Below are 22,301 nucleotides of genomic sequence, written 5' to 3'. Positions count from 1 at the left end.
CCACTTGGAGAAATTGATATCAGCAAGAATAATTTGAGGAGAGTGGATAGTTTGTCAACACTTCGTGAAGAAGCACTTCACATGCATAAAGTGCATCAAGGAAAATTAGAAACTGTATCAAAAGTAAAAGTAGAAAATGCAAAAGATTTAAGTCTTGCATATTCTCCAGGGGTTGCAGAACCTTGTAAAGAAATTTATGACGATAAAAGTAAGGTATATGAATATACGATGAAGGGAAATATGGTAGCAGTTGTGACTGATGGAACGGCTGTACTTGGTCTTGGTAACATCGGACCTGAAGCATCTCTTCCAGTAATGGAAGGTAAAGCTGTATTATTCAAGAGCTTTGCTGGTGTAGATGCATTCCCAATTGCCTTAAATACAAACGATGTAGATAAAATTGTTGAAACTGTAAAATTAATGGAGCCAACTTTTGGCGGCGTTAACTTAGAGGATATCGCAGCACCAAACTGCTTCATTATTGAAGAACGTTTGAAAAAAGAAACAAATATTCCTATCTTCCATGATGATCAACACGGAACAGCTATCGTAACAGTAGCAGGTCTTGTGAACGCGCTAAAATTAGTTGGAAAGAAAATGTCTGACATTAAAGTTGTCGCAAATGGCGCAGGTGCAGCAGGTATTGCAATTATTAAACTTTTATATCGCTATGGCGTACGCGACATTATTATGTGTGACCGTAAAGGCGCGATCTATGAAGGTCGTCCTACAGGTATGAATCCGGTGAAGGATGAAGTGGCAAAATATACAAATAAGAATCGTATCGAAGGTTCTTTAGCTGATGTTGTACAAGGTGCGGACGTATTCATTGGTGTATCTGCAGAAGGTGCATTAACAGAAGAGATGGTTCGTACAATGAATGACGATGCAATTATTTTTGCAATGGCGAATCCAGTTCCAGAAATTATGCCAGAATTGGCAAAAGCAGCGGGCGCAGCTGTTGTTGGAACAGGTCGTTCTGACTTCGCAAACCAAGTAAATAATGTACTAGCGTTCCCTGGTATTTTCCGCGGTGCACTTGACGTACATGCGACACAAATTAACGAAGAAATGAAGATGGCAGCTGTACAAGCTATTGCTGAGCTTGTAGCAGAAGATGAGTTAAATGCAGACTATATCATTCCAGCACCGTTTGACGCGCGTGTAGCGCCTCAAGTAGCAGCTTACGTTGCGAAAGCTGCAATGGAGACAGGAGTAGCTCGCCGTCAAGTAGATCCAAATGAAGTTGCTGAGAAAACAAAACAATTAGCGCTGATTGGTAAAGAATAAGCGAGGAATTTCCATTGACATCATCAAATACAAAAGTATATCTCGAAATTGTAAAAAAAATCCGTTCCATTATGGAAGAGGATGGATTGATAGCAGGGGATCGTTTGCCGTCTGAGCGTGAGTTAAGTTCACGTTTAAACGTAGGACGTTCCTCTGTAAGAGAAGCGTTGCGTGCTTTAGAACTTGTAGGATTAATTGAAACGAGACGTGGTGAAGGGACGTTTATTCGAAACTTTTACGATAACGGTCTTGTACAATTGATTGCTCCGTTCTTGCTGCAAGATGAGAAAACAATTCGTGATTTATTACAAACAAAACGATTGCTTGAGAAAGATATGATTCGAATTGTATGTAATTTACCGAAAGAAACGTTTTCTAAAGTGCTAAGTAAATTACATCAAGTGCTTGAAGGAAATGAAAACTCAGTTCCAATGCTTCACCAAACGTTCTTTAAAACACTTATTGAACAAGTCGATAATTATTTACTATATCGCATTTGGATGATCGTAAATGATTACGTATCAACTCTTTCTTGTAAAGTTTCAGGAGATTCTATCGATATGTATAGAAAGCTTTACGCTATTTTGGAAGAAAAACAAGAAAATGATGCACTAAAAATTTACGATGAATTAGTAGAGAATATACAGTTTCACTCGTAATGTATAAAATTTGTCGAAATGACCATGACACGTTATGACAAACATTCTATCGCGTAGCGGTTAAAGTTAAACGTAAAGAGTGAGGTTATTAGACAGATTGAGAAGATAAGGCTAACATCAAACTTTGGTGTTAGCCCAATTTTCTTCTTACGCTAACCTTAGCTCTCAACGAAGGGGGTCAAATTGTGCTAAGAGATTTATTCGTGAAAAAGAAAAAGTACGCTGCAATACCTTCAGAACAAGTACGAAAAGATGTACCAGACGGCGTTATGACAAAATGTCCGAAATGTAAAAAAATCATGTATACGAAAGAGCTTCTAAAAAATTTAAAAGTATGTGTGAATTGTGGATATCATCATCCTATGAATGCATGGGAACGTCTTGATAGTATATTGGACGAAGGGTCATTCCGTGAGTATGACAAAGAAATGGTTTCATTAAATCCACTCGAGTTTCCAGGATATGAAGAGAAACTAGAGAGCGATCGTAAAAAGACTGAATTGAACGAAGCGGTTGTAACTGGTGAAGGAACAATTGATGACATGCTTGTTGTTGTTGCAGTAATGGATTCTCGTTTTCGAATGGGGAGCATGGGCTCTGTTGTAGGAGAAAAAATTGCCCGTGCGGTTGAAAAGGCGTACGACTTACAAGTTCCATTTATTATCTTTACTGCTTCGGGTGGTGCCCGTATGCAAGAAGGGATATTAAGTTTAATGCAAATGGCAAAAACAAGCGTAGCTTTGAAAAAGCATAGTAATGCAGGAGGATTATTTATTTCTGTTATGACTCACCCAACGACGGGCGGGGTTTCAGCGAGTTTCGCTTCACTTGGTGATTATAATCTTGCAGAACCAGGGGCGCTGATCGGATTTGCTGGTAGACGTGTAATTGAACAAACGGTGCGTGAGAAACTACCGGAAGATTTCCAAACGGCAGAATTCTTACTAGAACATGGTCAATTAGATGCGGTGGTACATCGTGATGATATGAGAGAATCGCTTCGTAAGATTTTAGAAGTTCATCAAGGAGGGGAAATGGCTGTATGGCAGAGCTAGAATTTGAGAAACCAGTTGTTGAGCTAAGAAATAAGATTCGTGAACTGAAAGACTATACGAAAAACAGCCAGATGGACTTCAGTGAGGAGATTCGTATTTTGGAAGACAAGCTAGAAAATTTAGAGGAAGATATATACGGCAATATGAAAGTGTGGGACCGTGTTCAAATTGCTCGTCATGCAGAACGACCGACAACGCTCGATTATATTGAGCACTTATTTACTGATTTTTTTGAATGTCATGGAGATCGTCTATTTGGCGATGATGCAGCGATTGTCGGCGGCATTGCGAAGTATAAAGGGATGCCTGTAACTGTAATCGGGCATCAACGCGGAAAAGATACGAAAGAAAATATTCGCCGTAATTTTGGGATGCCTCACCCAGAAGGATATCGAAAAGCATTGCGTTTAATGAAGCAGGCGGAAAAGTTCAACCGTCCAATTATTTGTTTTATTGATACAAAAGGAGCTTATCCTGGTAAAGCTGCTGAAGAACGTGGTCAAAGTGAAGCTATCGCCCGCAATTTATTCGAAATGGCAGGCTTAACGGTGCCTGTTATTTGTATCGTTATCGGCGAAGGTGGTAGTGGTGGTGCACTAGGTCTTGGAGTAGGAGATTACATTCATATGCTAGAAAATTCCACTTATTCTGTTATTACGCCAGAGGGTGCAGCGGCAATTCTTTGGAAAGATGCAGGAAAAGCAAAGGAAGCTGCAGAGGCGATGAGAATTACAGCAGCGGATTTGAAAGAATTAGGTGTAATTGACGAAATTATTCCAGAGACAAAGGGTGGAGCACACCGTAATATTTTGAAACAGTCAGAAAATATAGATTTAATGCTAGGGAAAACTTTTGAACAATTAAACGGAATTTCGAAAGATGAATTAATCGAAAAACGTTATGAAAAATATATGAAAATTGGGCAAGTTTCGTTTTCAAACGCTTCCATTTGGATAAAATAAGAAAAGCGTGCGTTCCACTTCGCGAATGCACGTTTTTATTATGAAAAGACACATCTTCTCCATTGTATTTTTATATTTTTTCGTGTTATTTTATTATAAGGCAAATAATCTTTATGAGGTGAGTACAAATGAAACGTATTGGTGTATTAACAAGTGGTGGAGATTCACCTGGTATGAATGCTGCCATTCGTGCAGTTGTTCGTAAAGCGATTTTCCATGATATTGAAGTATATGGTATTTACCATGGATACGCTGGATTAATTTCTGGTCACATTGAAAAATTAGAACTAGGTTCTGTTGGCGATATTATCCACCGCGGTGGTACGAAATTATATACAGCAAGATGTCCTGAGTTTAAAGACCCAGAAGTACGACTAAAAGGTATCGAGCAATTAAAGAAACACGGTATCGAAGGACTTGTTGTTATTGGTGGAGATGGTTCTTACCAAGGCGCTAAAAAATTAACTGAACAAGGATTCCCATGTGTTGGTGTACCAGGTACAATTGACAATGATATCCCTGGAACAGACTTCACAATTGGTTTCGATACAGCTTTAAACACTGTTATTGATGCAATTGATAAAATTCGTGACACAGCTACATCTCATGAACGTACATATGTTATCGAAGTAATGGGACGTCACGCTGGTGATATCGCATTATGGGCTGGTTTAGCTGATGGTGCGGAAACAATCTTAATTCCAGAAGAAGAGTATGACATGGAAGATGTTATCGCTCGTCTGAAGCGCGGTAGTGAACGTGGTAAAAAACACAGTATTATCGTTGTAGCTGAAGGTGTTGGAAGTGCAATTGACATCGGTAAGCACATTGAAGAAGCAACAAACTTTGATACTCGCGTAACTGTATTAGGTCACGTACAACGTGGTGGATCACCAAGTGCACAAGACCGTGTATTAGCAAGCCGTCTTGGTGCAAGAGCAGTTGAATTATTAATTGCTGGTAAAGGTGGACGTTGTGTAGGTATTCAAGATAACAAACTTGTTGATCATGATATTATCGAAGCGTTAGCTCAAAAGCATACAATCGATAAAGATATGTATCAATTATCTAAAGAATTATCCATCTAATCGGCGTAATGTCGGATATTTGGGAACGGTTTCATAATTTTCGGAGGTGCAATATGCGTAAAACTAAAATTGTATGTACTATAGGTCCTGCTAGTGAAAGTATTGAAAAATTAGAGCAATTAATCGAAGCAGGTATGAACGTTGCTCGTTTAAACTTCTCTCATGGTAGCCATGAAGAACACGGCGCTCGTATTAAAAACATTCGTGAAGCTTCAAAGAAAACTGGTAAAACAGTTGGTATCTTACTTGATACAAAAGGTCCAGAAATCCGTACTCACGACTTCGTAGACGGACAAGCTGAGCTTGTAACAGGTGCAGAAGTTGTTATTTCTACTGAGCAAGTATTAGGTACTGCAGAGAAGTTCTCTGTATCTTATGCTGGTCTTTATGACGATGTAAACCCAGGTTCTCGCATTCTAATCGATGATGGTCTTATCGAGCTAGAAGTAATCGAAAAAGCTGACGGAAACATCCGTACAAAAGTTCTTAACAGCGGAACTGTAAAAAATAAAAAAGGTGTTAACGTACCAAACGTAAGCATTAAGCTTCCTGGTATCACTGAAAAAGACGTAAAAGATATCATCTTCGGTATCGAGCAAAAAGTTGATTTCATCGCAGCTTCATTCGTACGTAAAGCAGCTGACGTATTAGAAATCCGTGAATTACTAGAAGAGCATAACGCTCAATACATCCAAATCGTACCAAAAATCGAAAACCAAGAGGGTATCGACAATATCGATTCAATCTTAGAAGTTTCTGACGGTTTAATGGTAGCTCGTGGTGACATGGGTGTAGAAATTCCACCAGAAGAAGTACCATTAGTACAAAAACGTCTAATCAAAAAATGTAACGTGTTAGGTAAACCAGTTATTACTGCAACACAAATGTTAGATTCTATGCAACGTAACCCACGTCCAACTCGTGCGGAAGCAAGTGACGTAGCTAACGCAATCTTCGATGGTACAGACGCAATCATGCTTTCAGGTGAAACAGCTGCTGGACAATACCCAGTAGAAGCAGTAACAATGATGGCTAACATTGCAGTACGTGTTGAAAAATCATTACAATATGAAGATATGTTCAAAAAACGTATTAAAGAGTTCACTCCAACAATTACAGATGCAATTAGCCAATCTGTTGCGCATACAGCACTTGCTCTTGATGTAGCTGCAATCGTAGCTCCAACAGAAAGTGGATATACTGCGAAAATGATCTCTAAATACCGTCCAAAATCTCCAATCGTAGCTGTAACATCTGACGAGCAAGTAGGACGTCGTCTTGCGCTTGTTTGGGGGGTACAAGCATTTATGGCTGAGAAGCGCGCAGCTTCTACTGACGAAATGTTAGATACAGCGATTCAAACAGGTATGGATGCAGGTCTAATCGGACTTGGAGACACTGTAGTAATCACTGCTGGTGTTCCAGTTGCTGAAACTGGTACAACAAACTTAATGAAAATCCACGTTGTTGGTGAAGAAGTTGCTAAAGGACAAGGAATCGGTCGTAAAGCTGCAAAAGGTAAAGTAGTTGTAGCGAAAACAGCTGCTGAAGCTGTAGCGAACGTAAACGAAGGTGATATCCTTGTTACAACAAGCACTGATAAAGATATGATCCCTGCAATCGAAAAAGCTGCTGCTCTAGTTGTAGAAGAAGGCGGTCTAACAAGCCATGCGGCTGTTGTAGGTGTATCAATCGGTATTCCTGTTATCGTTGGTGTAAACGGCGTAACAGCAACTTTAAAAAATGGCCAAGAAGTAACAGTTGATGCAGCACGCGGAATTGTTTATAATGGACATGCGGAAGTGCTATAAGTAATACGGAGAGAAGGATCGGAGTCCTTCTCTTTTTTTTACACAAAAATGAGGTGAAATTAGCTTAAAACGTCTGAAATTGCTTTTAAAAGCTATTTATTATGAAGTTTGATGGGAAAGTGCGTTTGGCTTTTATATGGTGTATATGGACGTTGTGAGGGTGTTTAAAGTGATGGGATATGAAAGGAGTGTAGAACTATGAAGTGGTTACTATTCTTGTTTATTTTAATACCGGCTATTGAGATTACGGTCTTAATTGGGTCGAGTCATGTAATAGGTTTGTGGTCTACGTTCGCTATGATCGTATTTACAGGCGTTGTAGGTGTATATTTGGCGAAAAGACAAGGGTTTAAAGTGCTTGGAGAGATTCAATCTAAGTTGAATAGAGGAGAAATGCCAGGAGCAGCGGTCTTAGATGGTATTTTTATCTTTATAGGAGGTATTCTTTTAGTACTTCCTGGATATGTAACGGATATAATAGGTTTCATCTTTGTTGTCCCTGTGACGAGGGCTGTATTGAAGCCGTTTGTTATGAAGTGGATGGAATGGAAGTTTAGAAAAAACTCAACTATTATTGTGCAGAAATAGTGCTTAGATTATAGCGATCTAAGCACTATTTTTTTGTCTGTAAAAGGATGAGAGGGTGGTTAAAGTTTAGTTAATGAAAGATGTGTTTTAACATGCGGCGAATGTGACGGTTAATAATCGATGGGGATAGGATCCTTGTAGATTAAAGTTTTACTTTGTTGTATTTGTTGTGTATTTTTTCGATTGGATATGTGATTTGGGGAGTTGTTAACTCTGAATTAGTGTGTTTAAAGTGGGAATCTGAACTTAAGATTGTTTTTGTATGTAAAAAAGAATGAATTGGAATGAAAAAAGTTAAATAAGAATAGGCAAACGGTCAGTTTAAGTCTCATTTTATGCCATTTTGTATATTTATTCATTTACATAAAAAGTAATAAATGTAAGTAATAATTATAATAATAACAGAATAAATATGTAAAAACACCACGAAATATGCGTTTTTTATGCAAAAAAACAAGAGAATTATCTTTTTTGAGTGCAATTCTCTTGTTTTATGTAATGAGTATGAAAAATAAGTACAAGGAATAATCAGTGGGAATTTCCCACTGATTACATGTAAGTTTTTTGTTGTGTATGAATTAGAAACTATTATTTTGAAGGTGAGCCTTTAATATATTTCCACAAATCATGGAATACACGAGCTTTGTGTAATGTATTAAGTAGTACTAAGGTGACTGGACCGATAATTAATCCTAAGAAGCCAAAGAGCTTAAAGCCGACAAATAGAGCAATCAGTGTTGCTAATGGATCAAGGCCGATATTAGATGAAAGTACCTTTGGCTCCATAATTTGTCTTTGGACAATCACGACGATGTATAAAATGAGAAGACCGATGGCGAAAGCAGTGTCGCCAGTGAAAAATACGTATATAACCCAAGGAACGAAGACAGCTCCTGTTCCTAAATACGGGAGTAAATCTACAACCCCTGTAATAATCGCGATAGTAATGGCGTATGGTACGCGTAATATTAAAAGTCCGATTAATACAATAACAGTTGTCATAGATACGAGTGTAAGTTGTGCTTTAACAAAACCGAATAAAGCTTTTCTTAAATCCACAAAAATAGTTTTTCCATAGCCATGAACACGGTTGGGCAAAAACTTTCTTACCTTCTGAGCAAGACGATGCCAATCGTAACTAATGAAGAAAGTGGCTAATAAAACGAAAACAAGTACAGTTAAAGTAGTTGGTAGTGCACTAATAAAATTTGTTAACCCGCTTATAATAGCGGTTAAAAGTTCTTTCATTTGCGTCGTTGCTTCAGTTCCTAAGTTTTGAATGTTTTGTGTAATCGTATAGCGCTGTGGTTCCCCAAGATGATTAAATTTAGAAATTAAATCATCATAGAGAGGCATAATATGATTAAGTGCAAACTGCTGAGCGAATGCAACGATATCCGGAAATTTTACTGTAACAAGTTGTAGTAAGTATGTTGTAGCAGATATTGCTTCTGTTACAAGGTATGTAACGAGTCCGACGATAGCTCCAAATACGAGAATTAAGCTAACGAGTACTGCGAGTGCGCGAGGAAATTGTAGTTTTTGATTAAGGAAATTGACGACAGGATTAATCAAATAAGCAAATGCGAAAGCGATAATAAAAGGATAGATAAGTCCTGACATATATAGTAATGCATAGAACCCGGCTACCGTAGCTACAATGACAAATATGAGTCGCAATATCATATATAGTAAGTTTCGATTCAAAGATGTATACCTCCCATTCCAATTTGGATTATCCTAATTCGTTCAACTTATAACGAGTGTGCCCCACTGATTAAAGTTTCACTTTATGTTATAGTGGAATGATGGATTTTTCCTGCTTTTTCAGTACGTGAGTGACTGTGAAAGCTTGGTGTTGATGCTTCTACTATATGGTAAAAACTTCATTTTCTCTTCTTTTTATTTTACCTGTTTCTAATTAGAAAAGAAAGGAGAGACGCCCGTTTTTTAAAATGTATACATGCTTACATTTGTATGGTGAAAGTCTCAGTTTTTCATTTTAAAATGCATAAAAAATGAAGTGATTCATGTTGGATAGGCATCGATATAGCATGTATAACGATAGGTTTAAAGGTATTTTTGTTTGGAAATGAGTTCATTATTTTCAGAAAGGAAGTGCAAACATGATTAGTCAGTCAACGTTATTTTTATTCATACTACTTATTATAGGACTTATTGCAAAAAACCAATCGCTTACTGTAGCTATTGGTGTGTTATTTCTATTGAAATTTACGTTTCTAGGAGATAAAGTCTTCCCTTATCTACAAACGAAAGGGATTAACCTCGGTGTTACGGTTATTACAATAGCAGTACTCGTACCGATTGCAACGGGGGAAATAGGTTTTAAACAACTTGGGGAAGCAGCGAAATCGTATTATGCATGGATTGCTTTAGCTTCAGGGGTAGCAGTTGCTCTGTTAGCGAAAGGTGGCGTACAATTATTAACGACAGATCCTCATATTACAACTGCACTCGTTTTCGGGACAATTATAGCAGTTGCTTTATTTAATGGGGTCGCTGTAGGTCCGTTAATTGGGGCTGGAATTGCCTATGCAGTTATGAGTATTATACAGATGTTTAAATAAAGAATTTTATAGTAATATAAAATTTTTGAATTCTTTCTGTTCACAAAAGTCAGATAATTGTTTATAATAGGATTAGAAACTTTGAAAAGTTACATAACAGCAGAGACTTTACACCAGATAAAATAAAAACAACATAAAACAATTTTATAATGATATTGCTTTATGTTGTTTTTATCATAAAACTCTTCGGAATTCATTTTCCTCACTAACTTGTTGTTTTGAGCGTGAGGATTCGGGGAGACATTCACGCTCATGCTTTCCATGTAAACAATGGACAATAAGAGGGGAACATCGCAACAAATTTGCATGATCGTGCATTTTGCTTGCCTAAAGAGTGAACGGGCGTTCATAATTCAAAAGGGGAGCAAATAGATATAAGGAGCAAGGTTGGGAGAATTTTCAGGAAAAGGAGAGAATGTCATGACTGTTATTCGAGGTTTAGAAGGGGTAGTAGCAACAACATCATCTGTGAGCTCTATTATTGATGATACATTAACTTATGTTGGGTATAATATTGATGATTTAGCTGAGAATGCTACATTTGAAGAAGTAGTGTACTTATTATGGCATCGCAAGCTTCCTAACGAGCAAGAACTAGCGGAATTTAAGGAGATTGTATCGGAATACTATAAAGTTCCAGGTGAGATTTTAGCATATTTGAAACAAGTAGATTTAAAAATCGCACATCCGATGTCTGTTTTACGAACTGCAATTTCCATGCTATCATTATACGATGAGAGCGCTGAAATTATGGATGAAAAGTCCAATTATTTGAAAGCGGTTAAATTACAGGCTCAAGTAGGAACTTTAGTTGCTGCTTACGCAAGAATCCGTAAAGGCTTAGATGTTGTTGAGCCTAGAAATGATTTATCATTAGCTGCAAACTTCTTGTACATGTTAAATGATCGCGAGCCAAACGAAGTTGAAATTGAAGCTTTTGATAAGGCGCTTGTACTTCACGCAGATCATGAGTTAAACGCTTCTACATTTACTGCACGCGTTTGTGTAGCTACACTTTCAGATGTATATTCTGGTATTACAGCAGCAATCGGTGCGTTAAAAGGTCCTCTTCACGGCGGGGCAAATGAAAATGTAATGAAGATGTTAACTGAAATTGGCGAAGAAGAAAATGTAGAATCATATATTCATAATGCTCTTCAAAATAAAGTGAAAATTATGGGCTTTGGCCACCGTGTATATGAGCATGGTGATCCACGTGCAAAACATTTACGCGAAATGTCTAAGAGATTATGCGTGCTTTTAGGAGAAGAGAAATGGTATAATATGTCTATCAAAATTGAAGACATTGTAACAAAAGAAAAAGGTCTTCCACCAAATGTTGATTTCTATTCAGCTTCTGTATACCATTGTTTAGGAATTGACCATGACTTATTTACACCTATTTTTGCAATTAGCCGTATGTCAGGCTGGTTAGCTCATATTCTAGAACAATATGAAAATAACCGTTTAATCCGTCCGCGTGCTGATTATAATGGACCAACACATCAAGTTTATGTTCCGATTGCACAACGATAAGCGAATAACACTATTTTGATAGTGAAAATACGCTTTCAAAAGTCTGATTTTTTCGGAAAGATGTAATGATTAGAATATTTTAATTTGACTAACGGTTTGAACTGAGGGGTTATTCCCTCAGTTTCATACATATGAAATTTCAAACATGGGGGTTATCACATTGACGACAGGTGAAAAAATTACTGTAACTAATGGTGTTATGAATGTACCAAACAATCCGATTATTCCATTTATTGAAGGAGATGGAATTGGTCCTGATATTTGGGCAGCTGCATCTCGTGTACTAGAAGCAGCAGTTGAAAAAGCTTATGATGGTGAGAAGAAAATCGTTTGGAAAGAAGTGCTTGCAGGGGAAAAAGCATTCAACCAAACAGGCGAGTGGTTACCAGAAGAAACTTTAAATTTAATTCGTGAATATTTAATCGCAATTAAAGGTCCACTTACAACTCCAGTTGGCGGTGGTATTCGTTCTCTAAACGTAGCACTTCGTCAAGAATTAGATTTATATGTATGTCTACGTCCAGTTCGTTATTTTGAAGGTGTTCCTTCACCTGTAAAACGTCCGGAAGATACTGATATGGTTATTTTCCGTGAAAATACAGAAGACATTTATGCTGGAATTGAATATGCGCAAGGATCTCCAGAAGCAGAAAAAGTTCTTACTTTCTTAAAAGAAGTAATGGGTGTGAATAAAATTCGCTTCCCAGAAACATCTGGTATTGGTATTAAGCCAATCTCAGAAGAAGGGACAAAACGTCTTGTTCGTGCTGCAATTCAATATGCAATTAACGAAAAACGCTCTTCTGTTACATTAGTTCATAAAGGAAACATTATGAAATTTACAGAAGGTGCTTTCAAAAACTGGGGTTACGAAGTAGCGGAACAAGAATTCGGCGACAAAGTATTTACTTGGGCTGAATATGATCGTATCGTTGAGAAAGATGGAAAAGATGCAGCGAATAAAGCGATGGCAGACGCTGAAGTGGCTGGAAAAATCATCGTAAAAGATTCTATTGCAGACATCTTCTTACAACAAATTTTAACTCGTCCACGTGAGTTCGATGTTGTTGCAACAATGAATTTAAACGGAGACTACATCTCTGATGCACTTGCTGCACAAGTAGGTGGAATTGGTATTGCACCTGGTGCAAACATTAACTATGTGACTGGACATGCTATCTTTGAAGCTACGCACGGTACAGCTCCAAAATATGCAGGTTTAGATAAAGTAAACCCATCTTCAGTTCTTCTTTCTGGTGTATTATTATTAGAGCACTTAGGGTGGAACGAAGCTGCGAAATTAGTAACTGCTTCAGTTGAGAAAACAATTGCTTCAAAAGTAGTGACTTATGATTTCGCACGCTTAATGGAAGGTGCAACAGAAGTGAAATGTTCTGAGTTCGCTAATGAACTTATTAAAAACATGGATGTAGCGATAATCAAAAACGCATAATTAAAGCGGGGGGTAAATTATGACAATCAAACGCAAGAAAGTTTCAGTCATCGGTGCAGGATTTACAGGAGCAACAACAGCATTCTTATTAGCACAAAAAGAACTTGCAGATGTTGTATTAGTGGACATTCCACAACTGGAAAATCCAACAAAAGGGAAAGCGTTAGATATGTTAGAAGCGAGCCCAGTACAAGGTTTTGATGCTAACATTATTGGAACATCTGATTACGCAGATACTGCTGATTCTGACGTTGTTGTGATTACAGCAGGTATTGCGCGTAAGCCTGGTATGAGCCGTGATGACTTAGTAGCAACAAACTCTAAAATTATGAAAAGTATTACGCGCGACATTGCAAAACATTCACCAAATGCAATTATTGTTGTATTAACAAATCCAGTTGATGCAATGACATATTCTGTATTTAAAGAAGCGGGATTCCCGAAAGAGCGTGTTATCGGTCAATCGGGCGTATTAGATACAGCTCGTTTCCGTACATTCATCGCTCAAGAATTAAATCTTTCTGTGAAAGACATTACAGGATTTGTTCTTGGTGGACACGGTGACGATATGGTACCTCTTGTACGTTATTCTTATGCAGGTGGCATTCCGTTAGAAACGTTAATTCCGAAAGAGCGTTTAGAAGCAATCGTAGAACGTACCCGTAAAGGTGGCGGTGAGATTGTAGGCTTATTAGGAAACGGTAGTGCATATTACGCACCAGCTGCTTCTTTAGTTGAAATGACAGAAGCAATCTTAAAAGATCAACGCCGTGTATTACCGGCTATTGCGTACCTTGAAGGTGAATATGGTTATAGCGATCTTTACTTAGGGGTACCAGTAATTCTTGGTGGTAACGGAATTGAAAAAATTATTGAATTAGAACTTCTTGCAGATGAAAAAGAGGCGTTAGATCGCTCTGTAGAATCTGTACGTAACGTTATGAAAGTTCTTGTTTAATAATGAAATAGAAGTAGAAAAAGATTCGGGGCCCCGAATCTTTTTCTACTATTTATACAAATGTTTTTTTGAAATAACATGAAAACGCTATCATTTGTAATATCCTATAATGAAACTGTAGATTTATACTATACATTGCCCTCATCATAGTAAATGTCGGATCAAGTACCGCTTTTCGTAGGATAATAAGGTGAAAAAATCGGAGGGGGTTGTAACATGTTAAAGAAAAAAGTTCAAATTGGTCGTAAAATGGATGAAATTACAGTAGGAGAGAAATTATCTATCACTGAAAAAATTGAGGATAAAGATTTGTTATTGTACTTAGGGTTAACGAATGATGCCAATCCATTATATATTCAGCATGATTACGCATCCCAAACTCCGTATGAAAAGCCGATTGTACCAAGCATTATGCTAACTGGAATAATTACAACGGCAGTTACGAAATATTTACCAGGTCCAGGTAGTCATATTACGAGAAAGGACCTTACGTTCGTGAAGCATGTTCACCATTATGAAACGTTACAAATCCACTTTGAAGTTGTGGCTGTTTCTGAGGAGGAACATACAATTGATATGCTTGTATCTGCTCATGATGAAAAAGGGGATACTGTTGTGAAAGGCTCATTAACAGTAACGCCACCTTACAAATCAGTCTCTATTATGGAAAAAGCATTAGATAATTTTTAAAACATGAAAATATGAATAGCGCTAGCATACCTTTAATAAGGGGTGCTAGCGCTATTTTTAGTTAAAGAATCCTTGTGCGAACCCTTCAGCAAAATCTGAACACCCTATTTTAATCGTATCCCAGCTTGGGGCGTTGAAAGTAAGGATGCATGTTACTAGTAAAGATAGGATAGGTAGAACTAGTCGCATAATAGACCTCCATACTGTTTATATCTATATATTTAAATTTATAATATACAGATTGTTAATGTAAGTCAATGAAAGGAGTGATTTTTAAGGTGAGATGGAAAAGAGAAGACGTTATCTTTGAAACGATAAGAGAAGCTGAAGTGTGGGCGGACGGGGTTGCGAATGAAATGCATGGAAGAGTATTTGATGGGTATGAAACGCTAGATTATAAAATAGCGTATGCTCTTTCTTTTTTCTTAGCGCAAAGTCGAGAATATCATATTCATACGAGTATTGAATTTAATAAAGATATAGAAGTGTATAAAGTATGGATCACTACAAGTTAATTGCGCAATCCGAATCCATGAATAGACAATTATATTGAGAGGGACCTTGTTTTCTAGTATGATGAGAATAACGGGGAAAATACTAGGATGAAGAAGGTTTCAAGTCTATAACTTGGAGGAAAAGAATGAACAATCGTATTTTAGTAGTTGATGATGAGGAGTTTATCTTAACTTTAATCGAATTTAATTTACAACAAGCTGGTTTTGAAGTGATAACAGCGATGGATGGAGAAATGGCGCTTCAAAAAGCGACAACAGAACGTCCAGATTTAATTATATTAGATTTAATGCTTCCAAAAATGGATGGTATGGAAGTATGTAAAGAATTACGATTGCAGCGCGTTATGACGCCGATTTTAATGTTAACAGCAAAAGATGATGAATTTGATAAGGTGCTAGGTCTTGAACTTGGGGCTGATGATTATATGACGAAGCCATTTAGTCCAAGGGAAGTTGTCGCGCGTGTGAAGGCAATTTTACGCCGTACGAAATTACAACAAGAAGAGCAAGTTACAGAATCATCAGATGAAGAGAGCATTACAATTGCTGAACTTAAAATTTTACCAGAGTTTTATGAGGCTTATTTCCAAGGAAGAAAGCTTGAATTAACACCAAAAGAATTTGAACTACTTGTTTATCTTGCGAAAAATAAAAGTCGCGTATTAACGCGTGATCAATTATTAAGTGCTGTATGGAATTATGATTTCGCTGGTGATACACGAATTGTTGACGTTCATATTAGCCATTTGCGCGATAAAATTGAACAAAATACGAAAAAACCGACGTACATTAAAACGATACGTGGTTTAGGATATAAATTAGAGGAGCCAAAAGGGGATGAATAAATTTCGTTCCAGGCTTCTTTTTACATTTGTTTCTCTTATTGTTTTTATTTTAGTCGGACTCGGTTTATTGCTGGAAACCGTGTTTGAAAACTATTATATAGATCATGCGAAAGAGAGAATGGTAAAAGAGACAGAGTATGTTGCGGTATTAGCAGAAGAACAAGGTTTTGATGATGTTTTAAAAAATCCATATATATTTAAAAAGCTAGAAGAAAAAATTCAGGCTTCTATTGCCTTTGTAGATGAAAAAAAGAAAGTTCAATATAGCGGGGGAGAACCGTCTGCTTTTAGCCAAGGGATAATAAAAGAACTTTCCTCTGAAACAACGAAACAAAGAAATAAAGTCATTACGAAAGAAACAGATCAAAATAATGAATTTTACCATGCGGTGTTCGTGCAAGATGTAGCAGGGAAACAAGGATACATTTTGGTAAAGAGCACAATTGAGCCTTTGAAAGACGTTCATCAAAAAACGTGGGGATTATTAATTATCGGATTTGTTATTGCGTGTCTTGTAGTCGTATTTTTAGGTATGAAAATTACAGGGCAATATATTAGGCCGATTGAATCCGTTACGAAAGTTGCCATCGAATTAGCGAAGGGGAATTATAAAGCACGCGCTTATGAAAGTCATTCGGATGAAACGGGAATGTTAAGTAAAGCGATTAATATTTTAGCTCGTAATTTACAAGAGATGACACTTGAGCAAGAAATGCAACAAGATCGTCTGCATACGTTAATTGAAAATATGGGAAGTGGAATGATTTTAATTGATAGCCGCGGTTATATCAACCTTGTAAACCGTTCGTATAAGGAAACTTTTCACGTCACAGATGAAGAATATTTAGATCGTTTATATTATGAGTCGTTTCATCATCCGGAAATTATAGAGCTTGTGGAAGAAATCTTTATGACAGAAGTGAAAGTGCGCAAACAAATGTTATTGCCACTTGGCATTGAGCGAAAGCATTTCGAGGTATATGGAGCACCGATTATCGGGACGAATCATGAATGGAAAGGGATTGTCCTTGTATTCCATGACATTACTGAGCTGAAAAAGTTAGAACAAATGAGAAAAGACTTTTTAGCGAATGTTTCCCATGAACTAAAAACGCCGATTACTTCTATTAAAGGTTTTTCAGAAACACTTTTAGACGGTGCTATGGATAATAAAAAATTCTGCGAGCATTTCTTGCATATTATTTTAAAAGAAAGTGAACGTATGCAAGGATTAATTGAAGATTTATTAGATTTATCAAAGATTGAGCAACAAGGATTTAAATTGAGTATGGGGACCGTTGATATGAAGGGGCTTCTTGAAGACATTCATATGGTGCTTGATAATAAAGCGGGAGAAAAAGAAATCTCTTTACAAGTAAATACACTAAAACGTGTCTCTGTCATTGGAGATCCAAGTCGTTTGCAGCAGATCTTTATTAATTTAATGAATAACGCAATCGTATATACACCGGCTGGAGGCGTTGTTTCTGTAGAATTAGCAGAAGATAAATATAATGCTTATATAAAAGTATCAGATACTGGAATTGGTATTAGTAAAGATGAAATTCCACGTATTTTTGAACGCTTTTACCGAGTGGATAAAGCGAGAAGTAGAAACACTGGTGGTACAGGCCTTGGGTTATCGATTGTAAAGCATTTAGTTGAGGCGCATCACGGTACGATTACAGTGGATAGTGAAGTTGGGGAAGGGACAACATTTACAGTTGTTTTACCAAAATCAGCAACTGAAAAATAGGATGAAGGATGTTTACAATATATTAACAATGGCTTAATTAAATATTAATAAAGCTCTGTTAATATAATACATGAAAACCCCTTCATCCAAGGAGTAATTTTGGACGAGAATAGTTAAGCTGTTCTCGTCACTTCCCTTTATGCCAATATAAGTCTGTTTTATATATGAAAGAAAATAACCGTTATTTTTCTTCTCTCTATTAGTCATGTTAATATAGAGAGAGGAAAGAAACGGTTTTTTTCTGTGAAAAAAATCATTTCAAATTTGTATGGGGAGGTTTCTGATTTGGAAAAAAAGGTCGTATTAGTAGATGGTAATAATATCGCGTATCGTGCTTTCTTTGCACTACCGCTTTTAAATAACGACAAGGGTATACATACGAACGCAATTTACGGTTTTACAATGATGTTAATGAGAATATTAGAGGAAGAAAAACCGACGCACATGTTAGTAGCATTTGATGCGGGTAAAACGACATTCCGTCATAAAACATATAGTGAGTATAAAGGAGGACGTCAAAAGACTCCACCTGAGTTATCAGAGCAATTCCCGTTTATTCGTGAGATGCTCGATGCATTCAACGTACCGCGTTATGAATTAGAAAATTATGAAGCGGATGACATTATGGGAACGCTAGCGAAAGAAGCGAGTGAACAAGGAGCTAGTGTAAAAGTTATTTCAGGAGATAAAGATTTACTTCAACTTGTTTCTGATAACACGCTTGTATGCATTCCTAGAAAAGGGATTACGGAAGTAGATGAATATACGAAAGAAGCTTTATTTGAGAAATACAGCTTATCACCAAAGCAAATTATCGATATGAAAGGCTTAATGGGAGACCAATCAGATAATATTCCAGGTGTACCAGGAGTTGGTGAAAAAACGGCGATTAAATTGTTAACACAGTTTGGAACAGTTGAAGAAGTGTATGAAAATATAGATCAAGTAAGCGGGAAGAAATTAAAAGAAAAGCTGGAAGCAAATAAAGAGCAAGCTCTTATGAGTAAAGATCTTGCAACGATTATTACAGATGCGCCGATTACTGTGCATGTGGATGATATGGAGTATAAAGGGTATGAAGCAAGTGATGTCATTCCAATGTTCGAGAATTTAGGATTCACATCTCTTTTAAATAAATTAGGTGTTACGCCAGAAGAAACGGCTCCAGCTGAATTAGATGATATTACATTTGATATTGTGGAAGAAGTTACAGAAGAAATGCTTCAACAAGATAGTGCGCTTATCGTTGAAGTACAAGAAGATAATTATCATAAAGCAGATATTCAAGGTTTCGGTATTCAAAATGAAAATGGATGTTACTTTATTCAGACAGACATTGCTCTTAAGTCAGATGCTTTTAAAGAGTGGCTTGCGGATGGAGAAATGAGAAAGTATACATTTGATGCGAAGCGTGCGATTGTTGCACTGAAATGGAACGGTATAGATGTGCAAGGGATTGACTTTGATCTATTAATTGCTGCTTATTTACTTGATCCGGCTGATACAGATAAAGATTTCCGCACTGTAGCGAAAATGAAAGAAACGCATGCTGTGAAATCCGATGAAGAAGTTTACGGAAAAGGTGCGAAGCGTGCTGTTCCAGAGCTAGAGATAGTAGCGGAGCATGTAGCTCGTAAAGTGCATGTATTATATGATGTGAAGCAAACGTTCGTTGAAGAGTTAGAAAAGAATGAGCAATATGAACTGTTTACAGAGTTAGAATTACCACTTGCACGTGTATTAGCTGATATGGAAGTAAAAGGTGTAAAAGTTGATACAGAACGTCTTCGTAATATGGGAGAAGAACTTGCCGGTAGATTAAAGGAGATGGAACAGGAAATTTATAAGCTGGCGGGAACAGAATTTAATATTAATTCACCGAAGCAGCTTGGTGTTATTCTGTTTGAGAATTTAAACTTACCGGTTATTAAGAAGACGAAAACAGGTTATTCTACGTCAGCTGATGTACTAGACAAGCTGATGGATCACCATGAAATTATTCCAAACATTTTACATTACCGTCAATTAGGGAAACTAAATTCAACTTATATTGAAGGGTTATTAAAAGTTGTACATGAAGATTCATCTAAAATCCATACTCGTTTCAATCAAGTATTAACGCAAACGGGCCGATTAAGTTCAACGGATCCAAACTTACAAAATATCCCGATTCGACTAGAAGAAGGAAGAAAGATTCGTCAGGCATTCGTTCCATCAGAAGAAGGATGGATTATGTACGCGGCAGATTATTCGCAAATTGAACTTCGTGTATTAGCTCATATTGCAAATGATAAAGGGCTAGTTGAAGCGTTCCAACATGACATGGATATTCATACGAAAACAGCTATGGATGTATTTGGCGTTGAAAAAGATGAAGTAACTTCAAATATGAGACGACAAGCGAAAGCTGTTAACTTCGGAATTGTGTATGGTATTAGTGATTATGGTCTTTCACAAAACTTAGGAATTACAAGAAAAGCAGCAGCGGAATTTATTGAAAAGTATTTAGAAAGTTTCCCTGGTGTACAAGAATACATGGATGACATCGTAAAAGATGCGAAACAAAAAGGATATGTGGCTACATTATTAAATCGCCGCCGTTACATTCCGGAAATTACGAGTCGTAATTTCAACTTGCGTAGCTTTGCTGAGCGTACAGCTATGAATACACCAATTCAAGGTACTGCAGCAGATATTATTAAAAAAGCGATGATTATTATGGCAGATCGTTTAGAAGAAGAAGGATTACAAGCACGTCTTCTATTGCAAGTACACGATGAATTAATATTTGAAGCACCAAAAGAAGAAATTGAAAAATTAGAGAAGCTTGTACCAGAAGTAATGGAGCATGCAATTGAACTCGCAGTTCCGCTGAAAGTTGATTATTCTTACGGTCCAACTTGGTACGATGCAAAATAAGGAAGTGATGAAATGCCTGAATTACCAGAGGTTGAAAACGTCAGACGGACACTTGAAAATCTTGTAACAGGAAAAACAATTGAAGATGTCATTGTTACCTATCCCAAAATAGTAAAACGTCCAGATGATGCAAAAATCTTTAAAGAAATGCTAAAAGGCGAGACGATTGAAAATATAAAGCGAAGAGGAAAATTTTTGCTTTTATATGTAACGAATTATGTCATTGTTTCACATTTGCGTATGGAAGGTAAATTTTTACTGCATCAAGAGGATGAGCCAATTGATAAGCATACGCACGTCCGTTTCTTATTTACAGATGGAACTGAATTACATTATAAAGATGTGAGAAAGTTCGGTACGATGCATCTCTTTAAGAAAGGTGAGGAAATGAATCAAATGCCTCTTGCTGACTTAGGTCCAGAGCCATTTGATGCTGAATTGACACCACAGTATTTACAAGAGAGATTGCAAAAGACAAATCGTAAAATAAAAGTTGTATTATTAGACCAGCGTCTTTTAGTAGGACTTGGAAATATATATGTAGATGAAGTTTTATTCCGTTCTCAAATTCATCCAGAACGAGAAGCGTCGTCTTTAACAGCAGAAGAAATTGAGCGAATTTATGAGGCGACTGTTACAACGTTAGGCGAAGCAGTGAAGCGTGGCGGAAGTACAATTCGAACGTATATCAACTCACAAGGGCAAATTGGCTCATTCCAAGAACTTCTAAATGTATATGGAAAAAAAGGAGAACCGTGTGTGACTTGCGGTACGATATTAGAAAAAACAGTTGTTGGCGGAAGAGGAACGCATTACTGCCCGATTTGTCAGCCAAGAATATAGAAAAGAGATAACATCGGATAGGCATTTGTCATATACATACAGCAGAGCTATGTATAAGGGAGGAGCTTACCGATGTACCTTTATTTATCTCTTATTTTATTAGCTTTTACATTAAGCTTAGATAGCTGTAGTGTAGGGCTAACATATGGTTTAAGAAGCGTAAGAATTCCACTAAGATCAATTGTAATTATCGGAATGTGTTCAGCGGCTGTTATGCTTGTTTCAATGGGAATTGGACATATGATCGCGAAAGTATTTTCACCTGTTATCGCAACGCGTATCGGTGGGCTTGTTCTTATTGGAATAGGAATTTGGGTATTATACCAATTTTTTCGAAGTGAGAAAAAAGAAGAACCGAAGCAAGAGGAGAAGGTCTGGAAGTTAGAGATTGCCTCGCTTGGGTTAGTCATTCAAATTTTACGGAAACCGACTGTAGCAGATTTCGATAAATCAGGCACCATTTCTGCAGGAGAAGCATTACTTCTTGGTATCGCTCTTTCTGTAGATTCATTCGGTGCTGGAATTGGTGCATCTTTATTAGGGTATACACCGGCTATGATGGCGATATTAGTTGCAGTGATGAGTTCTTTGTTTTTATTTATTGGAATGAAACTTGGAACGGTTTTATCAAATATGAAATGGTTGCAAAAATTTACATTCCTGCCTGGAGTATTACTCATTATTATTGGAATTTGGAAAATGTAAGTACGGGCGTGGAACATTAGTTTCGCGCCTTTTATTATGA

Annotated in this window: 20 protein-coding genes; 18 read left to right on the top strand and 2 right to left on the bottom strand. The window is 37.1% G+C overall.

The window, feature by feature from the left end; genetic code table 11:
- Nucleotides 1-81 precede the first annotated feature (81 nt).
- The 7 genes from ACTFRN_RS10015 (at nt 82) to ACTFRN_RS09985 (ending at nt 7,453) form a co-directional block, all read left to right on the top strand.
- On the top strand, nt 82-1,290 hold the full coding sequence (locus tag ACTFRN_RS10015) for an NAD(P)-dependent malic enzyme (RefSeq protein WP_011199012.1): 1,209 nt from the start codon (nt 82-84) through the stop codon (nt 1,288-1,290).
- A 14-nt stretch (nt 1,291-1,304) separates the two neighbouring features.
- Complete coding sequence (locus ACTFRN_RS10010; RefSeq protein WP_049112441.1) at nt 1,305-1,949, top strand: FadR/GntR family transcriptional regulator; 645 nt, start codon at nt 1,305-1,307, stop codon at nt 1,947-1,949.
- A 185-nt stretch (nt 1,950-2,134) separates the two neighbouring features.
- Nucleotides 2,135-3,004, top strand: a complete 870-nt coding sequence (accD, locus tag ACTFRN_RS10005) for an acetyl-CoA carboxylase, carboxyltransferase subunit beta (protein ID WP_000942865.1) — start codon at nt 2,135-2,137, stop codon at nt 3,002-3,004.
- Nucleotides 2,992-3,966 (top strand): acetyl-CoA carboxylase carboxyl transferase subunit alpha, encoded by a 975-nt coding sequence (gene accA, locus ACTFRN_RS10000; protein ID WP_000818797.1) that lies wholly within the window; start codon nt 2,992-2,994, stop codon nt 3,964-3,966. The genes accD and accA overlap by 13 nt, the downstream gene beginning before the upstream one ends.
- Before the next feature lie 128 nt (nt 3,967-4,094).
- The gene (pfkA, locus tag ACTFRN_RS09995; RefSeq protein WP_000821163.1) at nt 4,095-5,054 is read left to right on the top strand and encodes a 6-phosphofructokinase; all 960 of its coding nucleotides are present in this window, start codon (nt 4,095-4,097) and stop codon (nt 5,052-5,054) included.
- Nucleotides 5,055-5,107: 53 nt separating this feature from the next.
- Nucleotides 5,108-6,865, top strand: a complete 1,758-nt coding sequence (gene pyk / locus ACTFRN_RS09990) for a pyruvate kinase (protein WP_001232661.1) — start codon at nt 5,108-5,110, stop codon at nt 6,863-6,865.
- 198 nt (nt 6,866-7,063) lie between these two features.
- On the top strand, nt 7,064-7,453 hold the full coding sequence (locus ACTFRN_RS09985; protein WP_000871623.1) for an FxsA family protein: 390 nt from the start codon (nt 7,064-7,066) through the stop codon (nt 7,451-7,453).
- A gap of 588 nt (nt 7,454-8,041) precedes the next feature.
- Here the strand turns inward: ACTFRN_RS09985 and ytvI are convergent.
- Nucleotides 8,042-9,160, bottom strand: a complete 1,119-nt coding sequence (gene ytvI / locus ACTFRN_RS09980) for a sporulation integral membrane protein YtvI (protein WP_001081377.1) — start codon at nt 9,158-9,160, stop codon at nt 8,042-8,044.
- Between the two features lie 419 nt (nt 9,161-9,579).
- Here ytvI and ACTFRN_RS09975 point away from each other — a divergent pair, with 419 nt between their 5' ends.
- The 5 genes from ACTFRN_RS09975 (at nt 9,580) to ACTFRN_RS09955 (ending at nt 14,678) form a co-directional block, all read left to right on the top strand.
- Entirely contained in the window at nt 9,580-10,041 is a 462-nt protein-coding gene (locus tag ACTFRN_RS09975) for a DUF441 domain-containing protein (RefSeq protein ID WP_000625507.1), read from the top strand.
- A 387-nt stretch (nt 10,042-10,428) separates the two neighbouring features.
- Entirely contained in the window at nt 10,429-11,577 is a 1,149-nt protein-coding gene (gene citZ / locus ACTFRN_RS09970; protein WP_000503657.1) for a citrate synthase, read from the top strand.
- A 160-nt stretch (nt 11,578-11,737) separates the two neighbouring features.
- The gene (gene icd / locus ACTFRN_RS09965) at nt 11,738-13,030 is read left to right on the top strand and encodes an NADP-dependent isocitrate dehydrogenase (protein ID WP_000206904.1); all 1,293 of its coding nucleotides are present in this window, start codon (nt 11,738-11,740) and stop codon (nt 13,028-13,030) included.
- A gap of 19 nt (nt 13,031-13,049) precedes the next feature.
- Nucleotides 13,050-13,988, top strand: a complete 939-nt coding sequence (mdh, locus tag ACTFRN_RS09960) for a malate dehydrogenase (protein ID WP_000153232.1) — start codon at nt 13,050-13,052, stop codon at nt 13,986-13,988.
- Between the two features lie 216 nt (nt 13,989-14,204).
- Nucleotides 14,205-14,678: a MaoC family dehydratase gene (locus ACTFRN_RS09955; RefSeq protein ID WP_000914173.1), complete on the top strand. Its 474-nt coding sequence runs from the start codon at nt 14,205-14,207 to the stop codon at nt 14,676-14,678.
- A 57-nt stretch (nt 14,679-14,735) separates the two neighbouring features.
- Here ACTFRN_RS09955 and ACTFRN_RS09950 read toward each other — a convergent pair whose 3' ends face one another.
- Nucleotides 14,736-14,867, bottom strand: coding sequence for a hypothetical protein (locus ACTFRN_RS09950; RefSeq protein WP_074567708.1), 132 nt, complete (start codon nt 14,865-14,867; stop codon nt 14,736-14,738).
- An 89-nt stretch (nt 14,868-14,956) separates the two neighbouring features.
- On the opposite strand from ACTFRN_RS09950, the gene ACTFRN_RS09945 reads away from it, so the two are divergent.
- The 6 genes from ACTFRN_RS09945 to ytaF all read left to right on the top strand — a co-directional run bounded on the left by ACTFRN_RS09945 (nt 14,957) and on the right by ytaF (nt 22,261).
- Nucleotides 14,957-15,193 (top strand): hypothetical protein, encoded by a 237-nt coding sequence (locus ACTFRN_RS09945; protein ID WP_001267377.1) that lies wholly within the window; start codon nt 14,957-14,959, stop codon nt 15,191-15,193.
- A gap of 125 nt (nt 15,194-15,318) precedes the next feature.
- Entirely contained in the window at nt 15,319-16,038 is a 720-nt protein-coding gene (gene phoP, locus ACTFRN_RS09940; RefSeq protein WP_001065225.1) for a two-component system response regulator PhoP, read from the top strand.
- The gene (gene phoR / locus ACTFRN_RS09935; protein ID WP_001032116.1) at nt 16,031-17,794 is read left to right on the top strand and encodes a sensory box histidine kinase PhoR; all 1,764 of its coding nucleotides are present in this window, start codon (nt 16,031-16,033) and stop codon (nt 17,792-17,794) included. Before phoP ends, phoR begins: the two co-directional genes overlap by 8 nt.
- A 285-nt stretch (nt 17,795-18,079) precedes the next feature.
- Nucleotides 18,080-20,713 (top strand): DNA polymerase I, encoded by a 2,634-nt coding sequence (gene polA, locus ACTFRN_RS09930; protein WP_062821911.1) that lies wholly within the window; start codon nt 18,080-18,082, stop codon nt 20,711-20,713.
- Between the two features lie 12 nt (nt 20,714-20,725).
- The gene (mutM, locus tag ACTFRN_RS09925; RefSeq protein ID WP_001114498.1) at nt 20,726-21,556 is read left to right on the top strand and encodes a DNA-formamidopyrimidine glycosylase; all 831 of its coding nucleotides are present in this window, start codon (nt 20,726-20,728) and stop codon (nt 21,554-21,556) included.
- A gap of 72 nt (nt 21,557-21,628) precedes the next feature.
- Nucleotides 21,629-22,261, top strand: coding sequence for a sporulation membrane protein YtaF (gene ytaF, locus ACTFRN_RS09920; RefSeq protein ID WP_000281752.1), 633 nt, complete (start codon nt 21,629-21,631; stop codon nt 22,259-22,261).
- Nucleotides 22,262-22,301: the final 40 nt, after the last annotated feature.

Origin of the sequence: Bacillus cereus group sp. MYBK245-2 (assembly GCF_051916145.1) — a bacterium.
Taxonomy (GTDB): domain Bacteria; phylum Bacillota; class Bacilli; order Bacillales; family Bacillaceae_G; genus Bacillus_A; species Bacillus_A pacificus.
Note: the sequence above shows the minus strand (reverse complement) of the source record. Positions and strands in the feature narration are given on the sequence as shown.